The sequence below is a fragment of the Veillonella magna genome, assembly GCF_959600285.1.
GTDB classification, from domain to species: Bacteria; Bacillota; Negativicutes; order Veillonellales; family Veillonellaceae; genus Veillonella_A; species Veillonella_A magna.
The window spans coordinates 25485-38700 of the sequence record NZ_CAUGKU010000014.1; the positions used below are offsets into that span (position 1 = coordinate 25485).

Consider the following 13216-nt stretch of genomic DNA (forward strand, 5'->3'; position numbering starts at 1 on the left):
CTATTTTATATTTTATGGTTTATATTTTATAGCAATTAATTACCATAGTTGCCATCTTCGGCAGGGAGTGCTTTACGAGCTACCCCTGTTTTGATAGCCATTTCGGCAACAGCCTTTGCTACTGCCAACGGAACGCGTTCGTCAAATGCATTGGCTACTACATAGTCTTCACGAAGATCTTCATCAGCCACCAAATCTGCTAATGCGTCAGCAGCGGCCAATTTCATTTCATCGTTAATCTTGGACGCATGTACATCAATAGCACCACGGAACAAGCCCGGGAATACGTTTACATTGTTAATCTGGTTCGGAGCATCGCTGCGACCGGTACCGGCAACACGCACACCACAAGCCTTAGCAACATCATACATAGCTTCCGGTACGGGATTAGCCATAGCAAATACGATAGCATCCTTAGCCAGACTCTTAAGAATATCTTCGGTGAATACACCGGCTGCCGATACACCTAACAATACGTCAGCGCCTTTAGCCACTTCCGCAAGCGTACCTGTTTTTTCTTCCTGACCTAACAATTTAATCATTTCTGCCTGCAGGGAGTCGAGGCGTTTGTAGTTTTTATTAAGTACACCAGAGCTTACCATTAAGGTAATATCACGGGCACCAGCTAAGTAAAGAAGACGTGCAATATTAGCACCGGCTGCCCCGGCACCGTTAACTACGATTTTAACCTTGGACAAGTCCTTCTTTACAAAACGAAGGGCCGCTTTAACACCTGCCAAGCAAGCGATGGCAGTACCATGCTGATCATCATGGAATACAGGAATTTCCAATTCTTCCTTTAAGCGGTTTTCAATTTCATAGCATTTCGGGGATGAAATATCTTCCAAATTGATACCGGCATAGTTTTTCTGCACCAATTTAACGGTATGAATGAATTCTTCCGGATCCTTGGTGTCGATAACGAGAGGAACGCAGTCAACATTACCAAATCGTTTGAATAACAGCGCTTTCCCTTCCATAACCGGCATAGCCGCTGCCGCACCGATATCGCCAAGACCGAGTACGCGGGTACCATCGGAAATTACGGCAACCATATTGCTGCGACATGTCAAATCAAAGGATAATTCTTCATTTTCTTTAATGCGCAAGCACGGTTCTGCAACCCCCGGAGTATAGGCAACGGATAAATCATGAGAATCCTTTAACGGATACTTTGTTCCCGTGGTTAAAAAGCCACCCAATTCCAATTTCTTTTGTACTGCTTCTTCTCGTACGTCCATGTTTGATTCCTCCTATCGCTTATTGCTTTAAGGTCGGTAAATTCCTCCCATAAAAAATCTCTGTCATCTCTTGCTTCAACAATTGCTTAATATGTTTGCGTTCCCGTGCGGATAAATCGTCTTCGGTAATGCCGAACAAGTAGTTATTCAGGTCGTACTCTTTAAGCATCATCTTCGTATGGAAGATATTTTCCTGATATACGTTAACATCAATCATATTATAAAGGTTCTTTGTTTTAGCATTAATATAATTCTGAATGGAATTGATGCGGTGATCGATGTAAATTTTCTTACCTGCTACATCTCGCGTAAAACCGCGTACGCGGTAATCGAGACTGATAATATCAGAATCAAAGCTGTCAATTAAATAATTAAGCGCATTCAACGGGGAAATCTGACCGCATGTAGATACGTCGATATCGGCACGGAATGTACTGATACCTCGATACGGATGACTTTCCGGGTAGGTATGAACCGTCAAATGACTTTTATCCAAATGACATACAACATCTTCCTTATGTACTTCTTCTTCGGAAATAAGAATCGTAACACTCGCCCCTTGCGGATCGTAATCCTGCTTGGCCACATTTAAGATATTGGCACCGATGATATGAGATACTTCGGTTAAGATATCCGTCAAGCGCTGGGCATTATACACTTCGTCAATATACTCGATATATTGGCGCTTTTCTTCTTCTGTTCGCGTGTAACAAATGTCATAAATATTAAAGCTTAAAGTTTTTGTCAAATTGTTAAATCCATAGAGCTTCATTTTCTTTATAGGCTTAACGGATGTTTCCATGATGTAATGTACACCTTCCTTATCAATACAAAACTCATTATAGCGAAATTCTTCGATATATTCAAGAGTTTCGATTTATAAAATTATATATACTCATAAAACGACAGGCAGTCATTATAAATCCCTATCTCTGTAAAACAACATGCTATCCTATATTAACTATCTTCTTTGCCTGACAGCATGGTCTTATATCTATTTGACCTACCTACTCATAAATCGCGCAAATAATAAAACTTTACTTTAAAATGCCCGTCTACATATTCAGCAACGGCAAATGTTCCGCCCGATCCATCACGCGGTAACGACGGACTACCGGGATTTACAAATAAACAATCCCCCGCATCAAATGAACCGTGATGATGACTGTGACCGGCTACGGCTAGAGTCGCTCCCATGCCGCGCGCTAACGTAATCATTTCTTGTACCCTGTTATACGGTCTGATTCTGTCACCATGCGTCATATAAATATAGGTATCCTCAAAAGGAATCAATTGTTCTCGCGGTTCCAATGGCTGTACTCTATCGTTATTGCCACGTACCGCAACGACGGGAACACGGGTTCGTTCCATCATATACCGTGCATCATCACCGTAGTCACCGGCGTGCAACCACAATCGTAATCCCATAGAACGCGTATGAGCTAACACTTCGTCAATCCGATTTAAATATCCGTGGGTATCGCTGATAATACCGATACGATGCACCACCTCACTCATGTGTCGCATCCTCCGCACGTAGCTTATCCACCAATAGTCGCAGAGCCAATGCCCGATGACTTCGTTTATTCTTTTCTTCCAAAGAAATATCCGCCATCGTCGTACCTAACTCCGGAACATAAAAATACGGATCATAACCAAAGCCGCCTTCGCCGTTAGCTTCCTTTTGGATTAATCCTTCACAGGCACCTTTTGCCGTCAGATAACGACCGTCAGGATATACCAAGGCTAACGCACAAATATACTTAGCCTTACTTTTTTCAAAAGGCACATCGGCCAACTCCCGGAGCAGCTTTTCATTGTTTTCCTCATCGGTTGCATTTTCTCCGGCATAGCGCGCCGAGTACACGCCGGGTGCTCCATGTAAAGGCTCCACGGCCAAACCCGAATCATCTGCCAAACAAGGAAGACGACAAAATTCCATATAATAGCGCGCTTTTAATAAGGCATTTTCCATAAAGGTCTTACCCGTCTCTTCCGGTTCATTGACTTGGCATAACTCACCGATGCTAACCGCCTCTAAGCCCAGTTCGGACAGCGCAGCTTTAAACTCGCGAATTTTTCCTTGATTATGCGTAGCCAAGACTACTTTATTACATACGGCACCGATTTTGTCAGCCGTTATTCCCAAGGCCTCTTTCTGTGCTTTAAACAGCACCTCTGTTGCCTGTTCGGCCATGTCCATCAATGTATCTAATTCTCTTCGGGTAAATGTGCCGTGCTCGCCCGTCCCCTGTACTTCGATTAGGTTGCCGCGACCGGTGCGCACAACATTCATATCTACAACGGCTTCACTGTCTTCCGCGTAACACAAATCCGTAATCGGTCCTTGCTCTCCGATTCCCACGGATACAGCGGCACAAAAATCTTCTACCGGGAACTTACCGACGCCACCGTAAATGCTATCTACTGCATCAACCAGGGCCACAAACGCACCGGTAATAGCCGCTGTACGCGTACCACCGTCAGCCTGCAATACATCGCAATCCAAGGTAATGGTACGTTCGCCGATTGCCTCCATATCCACGACAGCCCGCAAGGCCCGTCCGATTAAGCGCTGTATTTCAACGGTTCGTCCCGTCTGCCGCCCTTTCGTCGCTTCTCGATTGGTACGAGTAGCCGTTGCCCTTGGTAATAAGGAATACTCTGCAGTAATCCATCCTTTACCTTCCCCCTTCAAAAAGCGAGGGACTTTATTTTCTACCGATGCCGTGCAGAGTACCTTGGTATTACCAAACTCTACCAAGACAGACCCTTCCGCATGCATCGTATAATGTCTCGTTATTTTTACAGGACGCATGTCCGCCTGTGCTCTACCGTCAACGCGCATGTATGTCACTCCTACTATCTTTTCTTATTTCATTCTTATTATACCACAGCTAGATATCTTCCTGTATATCCTTCATCGGGTCTACCACTACATAGCGTGTCGCCTTGCCCTCTTTTTTAGCACGCAACGCTTCATCATAAGCGTCTCTTCGACATATCTCATCTGCTTGCCAAGGAATAAACATCGCATATACACGCTGACTCCCGAAAGGACCGCTTTGACTGGATGAATATATACTGTGCCACCCTAGGCGCTGCGGATATAGGCGTATCTTCTCTTCCCGATGCTCTGTAATACCCGTTTCATCATAATAGAGATGTCGGGTTTCATGCCAATAATCGCCCATACCTACAAGATAATCCGCCTGCATCTGTCGACGCTGCTGCCATTGGCGTTGCCACTGCTTAATCAAGTCATCAATATATGCCGTTACATCTGCTTTTTGACGATACCGCTGCGCATCAAAAGCCGGTTCCACCACACCACTGTAATCGAGGCCGGCCATAGCTAAAATGATACCGGTATTTACGTAGGGCAACGCTTCCTGTACAGAGTAGCCACCTTCCAGTACGGCAATATCCGCTTGCAATGTATCCGCTAATTTGGCATAGCCTTTCGCTGTTATTTGCATATTGGCCAAAGGATCGCTAAAGTGGTTATCCTGTCCGGCTGAGTTAATCACTAATTCCGGTCCAAAATCTGCCAATATAGGCATGACCAATTCTTCCAATACCTTTTGTAGACCTTCGTCTCCCGTTCCCGGCGGTAGCGGAATATTGACTGTACTGCCGATGGCCTGCGGACCACCGTACTCGCTCATGAATCCTGTTCCCGGATACAGCGTCCGACCATCCTGGTGAAAGGAAATATACAATGTGTCCGGATCGTGATAGAACACATCCTGCGAACCGTCACCATGATGTACATCTGTATCGACGACGGCAATTTTTCGAATACCATAATGACGACGAATATGCGCCAACATAACAGCTTCAATATTGATCGTACAAAATCCGCGTATCCCATGGACCATAGTCATCGCATGATGCCCCGGCGGCCGAACCAATGCAAACGCCCTCTTTACCTCACCGCTCATCACTGCTTCGGCTGCGGCAATAGCGCCACCTGCCGATACGCGATGTGCTTCGGTAACCCATGCATCTAGCGATGGGGCACCAACATGCACACGTTCAATGGATCGCCACGAAGCAACCAAAGGATTATATTCGCGAATAAATGGATGATCAAGTAAACCTTCCTCTAATAATTGATCCCTTGTATATAATAATCGCTCCGGTCGTTCCGGATGCGTGGTAGAAATTTTCCAATCAAAGGCAGGAAAAAATACCAATCCCAATGGCACGTTCCCGTCCCCGCCGGTTACTCTTGCCATCATCGATGGATGTCTCTCATTGTCCACTCGATTGCCTTGCATATCTTCAGTCTTCGGCTTGTACATGAACCGTCACCCCCGCCTGTAACTGCAAACATACTGTAATACTATAAAATACATCCTGCCAACCTTTCACCACAGGTACTTCTTCTTCATAGGTAATCTCATACGATGTATCTGCGATTCCCAACGTTTGGGCATAGGCCAGTAAATGTTCCACGGCTCGCTGCCGAACCTCTTCTAAATTACGACAACTAGTACGACTTTGTATTCCTAGTTCGGGAATTACCATCATGTGTGTCTCCGTAGCCACTCGTACGGTAATATCCACAATTTCCTTAGCTACCGCCGCACCTACTGCATTAGCTACCGCTGCCGCTGACGGTATTTGAACCGGAATACCGAGTCCCTTTTCAAGAGCCTTTGCCAAAGAAGGGGCCGTGCCGCCGACGGCAATCCCCACTGTCGGTGTAAATGTTTTCGCTTCTACAATATCCTTGACGACATAAATAGGTCGCTTATTTTGTTCGTCCACGGCGGCTATAATTCCGTCTCTTATTGTTTGCACCGCCTGCTTTACAATACGACGTGCGATTGCTTCCGGCGATACGCTATCCGCTTGATGCGACGCATTCCATTCGTCCGCTAACTCGCCTATAGCTGTCTTAGCTGCGGTTACATCACCGTAACTTGCATAGCCCAACACTATGAGCGCATCCCCCAAAGTAGGAACACTGCCGCCTAACGCCACCGAGGGTCCCAATCGCAACGGGCCCACCGTCAACAAACCGTCTTGGCTAATACGTACCGCCGATTCACCGCCGATACCTACGGAGCGCACCATAAAAGAGCGTACCGCACTAGGGTATTCGCGAATGGCCACGCCACCATGTGCCATTAGCGGTCGGCTGTTTTCCCACAAGGAAATGTCCGTAGTCGTCCCGCCGATATCAAGAGCAACGGCTTGTTCCTGCGGTATTGTTTCCAACGCTTCCATGCCGAGCACACTGGCTGCCGGCCCGGTAAAAACAGTTTCAACCGGACGCTCTTTCAATTGCATCACCGGTAATGCACCACCATCGGCTTTTAAAATATATAGCGGTGCCGTAATGCCTCTGTCCTTAAGTGCCTGTTGGATACTATCAATAAATTGACCGAACACACCATATACGGCACTATTGAAATACGCACTTACCGTGCGACGCGGAAAATTAAGGCGACCACTGAGCGATGACGCCTTCGTCACCTGTTCGTAGCCAACTTCACGTAATACCTTAGCACCGTTCTCTTCACTCTGCGGATTCCGTACCGCAAACTTTGCAGATATAGCAGCCCGTCGAGTACCACACGGATTTTCTATCTTCGGTATCGTCGGTGCCGTCATCACACCGCGGTGATCTGTATAGCCGCTCCAAATAATCGGTGTTACGGGAAACGCATGCAACATATTGCGCCCCGGACCGGGAATAATATATAAGTCTGTCGCTTCTTCCTTATGTTCCACCACCGTATTGGTAATGACCGTCGTCGATAAGGTAACGCGTTCTATATGTTCTGTCTTACGTCCCACCATCACTGCATCTAACGCCGCCAGTACTCCGTCCATAAAACGCGGTTTGGTTGTGCGACGTTTAGCGGATGCCACAATCCGTGTGCCTTCTAAAATAACGGCATCTGTAAAGGTACCGCCCACATCTATACCGATTCGTTGTCCTTTCATTGGCGCCTCCTCGTTTCATATACTCTCTTCTTACGCAAAAAGAGGCCATAGGGCCTCTTTTATTTCGCTTGTACGGCAGCAAAGTTTTTAATGACAACAATCGGTGTCATCTGACTATCGTTACCAAACGGATTATCAATCAAAATACGAGCTATCTTCTTCGGATCCATCCCGCGACTATGTCCAAGGACCGCCGAACGTTTTAAATCATTTACGTCGGCTACCACGGCACCGTAGCATCCCGTGCGGCGTACAATGCGTTCGGCAACCTGATTCGGTTCCTTTGGTCCGTATACGATATGTTTATCGAACGGAGGCATTGTGCCCGTTACATCATCGGTAAGAGAAGCTTGACGTGCCAACTGATAAAACACACCGTTTTTTCGGAACAGCTTAGCAATAGCACCTATGAAAAAGGCACCCATCACCTTCCACTTACCTTCCAGTTCCATAGCGGCCTGCATGCCATACACGGAGCTCATCGATCCTTCTGCCGGTACAAAGCGACATAAGAAACGTGCCTGCCATGTAGGTTTTAGTTCTTCCGGTCGCGTAAAGTGCCCTTGCGTAATGGCCACTACCGATTCAGCTACACACACAATATCTTCCGGTCCGATAATATCCTTCGCATAATGAGCAATTGCTTCTACAATATCGTCCTTATCTGTCAGTATACGAGTATGTATCGGTACTAATTCCAAATTTGCCATAGTCTTTCCTCCTCTACTGACGCATAGCCTGTGCCAACTCTTCTGCAGTCAACACAATTCGTTGCTTACTAATATGCCAATCACTGCGTCCCACTACCTGGTATACGATGTCAATACTCATATCCGGGAAGCCTACTACATCCTTGCGAATGTTACCGGTCTTACCTTCCAAGATGACGCGCAAACGAATAGTACCACCTTTACGAGGTTCAATAATAACAGATTCCCAATAACCATCATGACGTTCGCGATTGGCATCCGTCGTCCAAGACACGATGGACACATTGTCAAACTGTTCCTGAGGAAGCAGATGACGCGGATACACATCCATAATCGTCCCGTTCTGCTTTCCGCGATTAACAAAGGGAATATCGCACACTAAGGTAACCGTTTTAAAGGTCAAGTCCTCTACCTGAAACGGTGTACGGCGTTTGGTAATAAGAACAATTCGTTCGTTGCCTTGGCGCCACGCATAAAAGCGAAACGCTAAGTAGAGAGCCGCAATAATTACGACGATAGTTACGACTACATTGATTAAGGTGTAGAAAAACATAGCAACACTTCCTTATAATTTAATACTGCGAATCGTAAAATCCTTCGGAGGAATCAAGCAAGATGCCATCTTCGATGCCAACTCTACATCCTTCGTAAAACATAAATCCATTTTGCCTGTTGTATGCTTAGTGTTTAACAACTGCTGTTCCGTTAGCACACGTTTTACTTCCGTTGCCGTTTCATAGGACGGATCCACGTACACTACATCATTACCGGTAATGCGCTCCAGCAATCGTTTAAGAAACGGGAAATGAGTACAGCCCAGTACAATCGTATCCGCACCGGCCTCCAAAATAGGTTGAATATACTCTTCAGCCTTCGCCCGCGCTATGTCGTCCGTCAAATGCCCCTCTTCAATGATATGCGCTAAATCAGGGCAGGATTGTTCCCATACCGACACATTCGGATTAAACTTCAGCGCTGATTCCTTGTGCTTATGACTATCAATAGTCGCCTTGGTAGCCATAATAGCAATGGACTTGCGAGGGCTGATATCAATTGCCGTATGTACGCCCTTGCAAACACCTACAATCGGATACGACAATTGGCGACGCAATTCATCTAACGCGACAACTGTAAACGTATTACAAGCCACTACGGCTAGCTTAACCGGTACCTGTTCCAGAAAACGACCAATCCGAACGGCAATATCGGTGATTTCATCATTAGGTTTATTGCCCACCGGATTATTGGCGTTATCTCCTACATATACAAAATCTTCATGGGGAAATACGGTACGCATAACAGTCATCACCGTAAGTCCGCCTACACCAGAGTCAAACACGCCGATAGGCAAACGGCTTCTCTCAATCTGTTTCTCCTTGTTCATGGGCCTCCTCCTTCTTCGCTGCCTTAGCTACCATGGCCTTGTAGAACACGTCCGGCAACCGTATGATTTTGCCTGTTTCCTTATCGATAAATACGTTCTGCGTTTCCCCCGTAGCGATAAGTGCGCCGTCTGCTTCACGTACCAGTCGATAAGTAAACACACATTGTGCCCGCGTTAGCTTTGCTACCGTCACTTCCACCGTAATTATATCATCAAAGCGGGCCGGTTCCTTATATTCACAGCTGACTTTTGTAATAGGAAATACGATTCCCTCATTCATCATGTCCCAGAGACTAATGCCGCAACTGCGGAAGAATTCAACACGCCCCATTTCAAACCAACGCAAATGGTTCGTATGATGAGCTACCTCCATCATATCCGTCTCATAAAACCGAACTTGTAACGATGTGGTAAACATACTGCCTGCCTTTCTTCATCTTCTCTAAAACACAAATAATTCAACGTTCATTTTACTGCACTCTATATAGACTGTCAATAAAGCAGTCCATATCCCGGCATATCGACAAAAGAAATGCTGAAGCAACTCCAGAGAATTACTTCAGCATATGTACCGTCTATATTACAGCGTATCCTCGCCGAACGGCATATATTTTTTAGCCTGTTCGTGATGTGATGCTTTGATATAACGACTGGCCGCCTTAAATGCCAAAGCGATAACCGCCGCATCATCAACCCAACCCAAACCGGGAATTCGATCGGGAATCCCGTCAACGGGTAAAATCAAATAGCCCAATGCGCCGGCAATAATAGCTTTTACATACTTCGGGGTATCCTGATCCTTAAAGCAGAAAAACAATACCATCGCCTTGCGAAGGAACACTACATTTTTCCCCATCTTACCCATAAAATCTAAAAACTTGGCCGACGAAAAAAACTTTACATACTTAACCAGTTTTAACGGATTCATTTGCGTCAACTCCTATTCCGCGTCCACTCACTGCTTATTCAGTCTTCCTTTTTAAGGCCCACTTTACCGGCTGCATCAAACACTACGGACTTGGCCGCCGTTATGGAGGACACGGTAGCACTGTTCACAAAATAAGCAGCAGATTCGGAAATGGATAAAAGTAACGCACCGATACCGCGCAATGCATGCTTTGTATTGCCAAAAGCAGTGGCCGAGTCACCAAGCTGAGATATCAGCGCAGCCAAACCGGAACGTCCGCCGAACAAGCCTGCTACAGCACCGATAGTACTGCCTACCATATCCGTCAAGGAATTCACATTTAACCCTAAGAATTCATCACTTTTCACACCGGCTTCGCCGAGCATATCCCGCCGTTCGTCACCTAACGGCGTATCCTTCATCGGATTCGACATCAACGATTCCACAGTCGTTTTAATATGATCAAAAATCTGTGCCAATCTATCTTGGTATTCAGAAAAATCAGCCGGCATCGGCATACCGTCGCCAATCCACTTTTCCGCCACCTTGCCAATCGCATAGGACATACATACCGCTACAGGAATTTTTACCTTCGGATTTTTCAACAGCGATGTTAACAGCGCTGTTACTACGCTCCCGCCCAATGCACCTAAAAACCCTACAATAGCGCCGGAGGTCAGAGAATGACCATAGGCCTGTGCAATACGCGTTACCATGTACGTATCATTAGCAATTAATGCGGTTGTACTGAACTTAGGTGCCATAGCTAATACGCCGGCTCTGGCGGCTGCCCAACGGCAAATGCTTTCTACTTCTTTATTTCTTTCTTCTGCCGTCATGGCCGTTTCTTCCATCATCATGCCTTTCATTTCTTCCATCTGCATCTTCTCCTCCGACACTTGTACCTATCTTCACATTGTTGTTGCAGTGTATATATATCTATTGTAGTACGCCTACTGCAATTTGTCTACATTATCAAGTCGATTACCAACTCGTTAATCCACCATCAATGGTCCACGCCGCACCGGTAACAAACGATGCCTTTTCACTAAGCAAGAAGGCAATCACCTCACCGATTTCATGAGGCTTAGCAATGCGCCCCAGCGGATAGTGCATAGCCATCTCTTCCATCGCCTCCTCAAAAGGCTGTTCACTGTGTGCCAACTGCTTTGCCACTAATGATGTTTCCACATCACCGGGGCATACACAATTGACGCGCACACTATGCGGTGCCATTTCCAATGCCAATGATTTCGTAAAACTTACAATGGCCCCCTTCGAAGCACCGTATACCGAACAAGCAACGTTCCCCTGCAAGCCAGCATCACTGGATATAGTAACAATACTGCCGTGATTACGCCGTAAATACGGGGCTGCCGCTTGGCATAAAAACACCGTCCCCTTTACATTGGTGCCGATCATTTCATCAAAAGCCTGTTCCGTTACATTGTCCAATAATTCTTCTTCATAAAACCCGGCAGCCGTTACCAACGCACTTACCGTACCAAACAAGCGAACTGTTTCTTCCACGATGCGCCGGCAGTTCATGACCTTACTTACATCGCCTTGCACGAATCGTACGCGCGATGATAAACGACGAAGCTTAACCACCGCTTCTTGACCGTCGCGCTCATTGCGTCCGTTAATCGCTACGCTCCAGCCTTCCTTGAGCAGCAGCTGCGCCGTTGCAAAGCCGATGCCCGATGTGCCGCCGCTGATTAAAGCAACTTGGTTATCACTCATACTTGGCATGCGTATCCTTCCCATCATCCTACAAAATAATCATACATTAACTTAGCCAGCATCGATACCGTCATGACGATAAACACCAGACGCACAAAACCGGTTCCTTTTCGAATTGCCATCCGCGAGCCTATAGTAGCACCTATGATTTGTCCAACCGCCGCCGACAAACCATATACATAATTGACATGATCCATGGCGATAAAAATAAGGAGAGACCCTAGATTACTGGCAAAGTTTAACACCTTTGCATTCCCCGATGCCAATAAAAAATCAAAACCGGCAAAAATAAATCCGAAAATCAAAAACGTACCTGTACCGGGGCCAATGAAGCCATCATAAAAACCAATGCTTAGTGCCATCATTACCAATAACACAAACCGTCGTCCCGTTGCTTTCGTATACGTACTTACCTCCCCCCAGTCCTTTTTGAATAAGACAAAAAGGAGCACCGCAATAAGCAGAAAAATAATAATCGGTTTAAGGTATAGCGGTGGAATACTAATAACCAGTATTGTACCGGCTATGGATCCGACAAAGGTAAACGGTAGCAACCGCTTTACTAACCCTATATCTGCTTTCTTTTGTCGGATAAAATTAATCATAGCCGAAAAGGCGCCAAACACGCTGGCTAACTTATTACTGCCCAAGGCCACACCGGGTGGCAAATTCGTCAGCAGCATCGCCGGTACCGAAATCAGTCCGCCACCACCGACAATAGAATCTACAAATCCAGCAATAGCACCGGCTAAAAATAATAGCAAAGGCACTATCAATGCCGAATCCAAGCCCATCCATTCAAACATGTACTCTCTCCTCTACACGTATAAACTCTCTCGCCTCGCTATTCATACTATAGTGTAAGTACCTTATAATAAGCTAATCCCACACCAATTACAATCTATTGATCCTTCATTCTCGCTAAGACGGTCTTATATCCATCGGCGCCATAAACAAGGCATCGCTTTACACGACTAATGGTAGCCGTACTGGCCCCGGTAGTTTCCACAATCGTGTCGTAGCTTTCGCCATCCTCTAACATGCGTGCCACCTGCAAACGCTGCGATAACGCTTTCAATTCGTTAACGGTGCAAATATCTTCAAAAAACTCATAGCACTCTTCCAGACTTTTCAAAGTCAGTACAGCTCGAAACAGCTGATCATTCATCGGATTACGCAATTTTTCATTTACGCTCATAACTGCCTCCCATGTAACACTACATACAGTTTCTTCCATTATATTACACAGCGTATAAAAACAAAAGACTTT

General features: G+C 46.0%; 15 protein-coding genes and 1 pseudogene. All 16 read right to left on the reverse strand.

Annotated elements, in window-relative coordinates; all coding sequences use genetic code 11:
- Positions 1-35 precede the first annotated feature (35 nt).
- Positions 36-1241, reverse strand: a complete 1206-nt coding sequence (locus Q5873_RS08300; protein ID WP_288190773.1) for an NAD(P)-dependent malic enzyme — start codon at positions 1239-1241, stop codon at positions 36-38.
- A gap of 19 nt (positions 1242-1260) precedes the next feature.
- Entirely contained in the window at positions 1261-2043 is a 783-nt protein-coding gene (gene speD / locus Q5873_RS08305; protein ID WP_028255277.1) for an adenosylmethionine decarboxylase, read from the reverse strand.
- Between the two features lie 209 nt (positions 2044-2252).
- Complete coding sequence (locus tag Q5873_RS08310) at positions 2253-2747, reverse strand: metallophosphoesterase family protein (RefSeq protein WP_205088156.1); 495 nt, start codon at positions 2745-2747, stop codon at positions 2253-2255.
- Between the two features lie 4 nt (positions 2748-2751).
- A complete protein-coding gene (locus Q5873_RS08315) occupies positions 2752-3369 on the reverse strand; it encodes an XTP/dITP diphosphatase (protein ID WP_276627196.1) in 618 nt (205 codons plus the stop codon).
- Positions 3370-3399: 30 nt separating this feature from the next.
- Positions 3400-4089, reverse strand: a pseudogene (rph, locus tag Q5873_RS08320) (ribonuclease PH); the annotation flags it as partial.
- Between the two features lie 49 nt (positions 4090-4138).
- Positions 4139-5485, reverse strand: coding sequence for a histone deacetylase family protein (locus Q5873_RS08325; RefSeq protein ID WP_303060428.1), 1347 nt, complete (start codon positions 5483-5485; stop codon positions 4139-4141).
- A gap of 43 nt (positions 5486-5528) precedes the next feature.
- Entirely contained in the window at positions 5529-7202 is a 1674-nt protein-coding gene (locus tag Q5873_RS08330) for a hydantoinase/oxoprolinase family protein (RefSeq protein WP_303060396.1), read from the reverse strand.
- Between the two features lie 59 nt (positions 7203-7261).
- Entirely contained in the window at positions 7262-7912 is a 651-nt protein-coding gene (locus Q5873_RS08335) for a coenzyme F420-0:L-glutamate ligase (RefSeq protein WP_028255272.1), read from the reverse strand.
- Between the two features lie 13 nt (positions 7913-7925).
- The gene (locus Q5873_RS08340; protein ID WP_028255271.1) at positions 7926-8465 is read right to left on the reverse strand and encodes a hypothetical protein; all 540 of its coding nucleotides are present in this window, start codon (positions 8463-8465) and stop codon (positions 7926-7928) included.
- 12 nt (positions 8466-8477) lie between these two features.
- Complete coding sequence (murI, locus tag Q5873_RS08345; protein ID WP_288190369.1) at positions 8478-9296, reverse strand: glutamate racemase; 819 nt, start codon at positions 9294-9296, stop codon at positions 8478-8480.
- A complete protein-coding gene (locus Q5873_RS08350; RefSeq protein WP_303060400.1) occupies positions 9274-9714 on the reverse strand; it encodes an acyl-CoA thioesterase in 441 nt (146 codons plus the stop codon). The genes murI and Q5873_RS08350 overlap by 23 nt, the downstream gene beginning before the upstream one ends.
- Before the next feature lie 162 nt (positions 9715-9876).
- Positions 9877-10224, reverse strand: a complete 348-nt coding sequence (locus Q5873_RS08355; protein ID WP_303060401.1) for a YkvA family protein — start codon at positions 10222-10224, stop codon at positions 9877-9879.
- Positions 10225-10262: 38 nt separating this feature from the next.
- Positions 10263-11081, reverse strand: a complete 819-nt coding sequence (locus tag Q5873_RS08360; protein ID WP_288190370.1) for a hypothetical protein — start codon at positions 11079-11081, stop codon at positions 10263-10265.
- 106 nt (positions 11082-11187) lie between these two features.
- The gene (locus Q5873_RS08365; RefSeq protein WP_028255267.1) at positions 11188-11955 is read right to left on the reverse strand and encodes an SDR family NAD(P)-dependent oxidoreductase; all 768 of its coding nucleotides are present in this window, start codon (positions 11953-11955) and stop codon (positions 11188-11190) included.
- Between the two features lie 14 nt (positions 11956-11969).
- Complete coding sequence (locus Q5873_RS08370; protein ID WP_303060404.1) at positions 11970-12752, reverse strand: TSUP family transporter; 783 nt, start codon at positions 12750-12752, stop codon at positions 11970-11972.
- Between the two features lie 95 nt (positions 12753-12847).
- On the reverse strand, positions 12848-13144 hold the full coding sequence (locus Q5873_RS08375) for a YerC/YecD family TrpR-related protein (RefSeq protein ID WP_028255265.1): 297 nt from the start codon (positions 13142-13144) through the stop codon (positions 12848-12850).
- Between the last annotated feature and the right edge of the window lie 72 nt (positions 13145-13216).

Excerpts from the sequence above, each read along its gene's own strand:
- Q5873_RS08330 (WP_303060396.1), bottom strand. The coding sequence starts at position 7,202 with ATGAAAGGACAACGAATCGGTATAGATGTGGGCGGTACCTTTACAGAT.
- Q5873_RS08350 (WP_303060400.1), bottom strand. The coding sequence starts at position 9,714 with ATGTTTACCACATCGTTACAAGTTCGGTTTTATGAGACGGATATGATG.
- Q5873_RS08355 (WP_303060401.1), bottom strand. The coding sequence starts at position 10,224 with ATGAATCCGTTAAAACTGGTTAAGTATGTAAAGTTTTTTTCGTCGGCC.
- Q5873_RS08370 (WP_303060404.1), bottom strand. The coding sequence starts at position 12,752 with ATGTTTGAATGGATGGGCTTGGATTCGGCATTGATAGTGCCTTTGCTA.
- Q5873_RS08360 (WP_288190370.1), bottom strand. The coding sequence starts at position 11,081 with ATGGAAGAAATGAAAGGCATGATGATGGAAGAAACGGCCATGACGGCA.
- Q5873_RS08335 (WP_028255272.1), bottom strand. The coding sequence starts at position 7,912 with ATGGCAAATTTGGAATTAGTACCGATACATACTCGTATACTGACAGAT.
- Q5873_RS08325 (WP_303060428.1), bottom strand. The coding sequence starts at position 5,485 with ATGATGGCAAGAGTAACCGGCGGGGACGGGAACGTGCCATTGGGATTG.
- Q5873_RS08365 (WP_028255267.1), bottom strand. The coding sequence starts at position 11,955 with ATGCCAAGTATGAGTGATAACCAAGTTGCTTTAATCAGCGGCGGCACA.
- Q5873_RS08340 (WP_028255271.1), bottom strand. The coding sequence starts at position 8,465 with ATGTTTTTCTACACCTTAATCAATGTAGTCGTAACTATCGTCGTAATT.
- speD (WP_028255277.1), bottom strand. The coding sequence starts at position 2,043 with ATGGAAACATCCGTTAAGCCTATAAAGAAAATGAAGCTCTATGGATTT.
- Q5873_RS08300 (WP_288190773.1), bottom strand. The coding sequence starts at position 1,241 with ATGGACGTACGAGAAGAAGCAGTACAAAAGAAATTGGAATTGGGTGGC.
- murI (WP_288190369.1), bottom strand. The coding sequence starts at position 9,296 with ATGAACAAGGAGAAACAGATTGAGAGAAGCCGTTTGCCTATCGGCGTG.
- Q5873_RS08375 (WP_028255265.1), bottom strand. The coding sequence starts at position 13,144 with ATGAGCGTAAATGAAAAATTGCGTAATCCGATGAATGATCAGCTGTTT.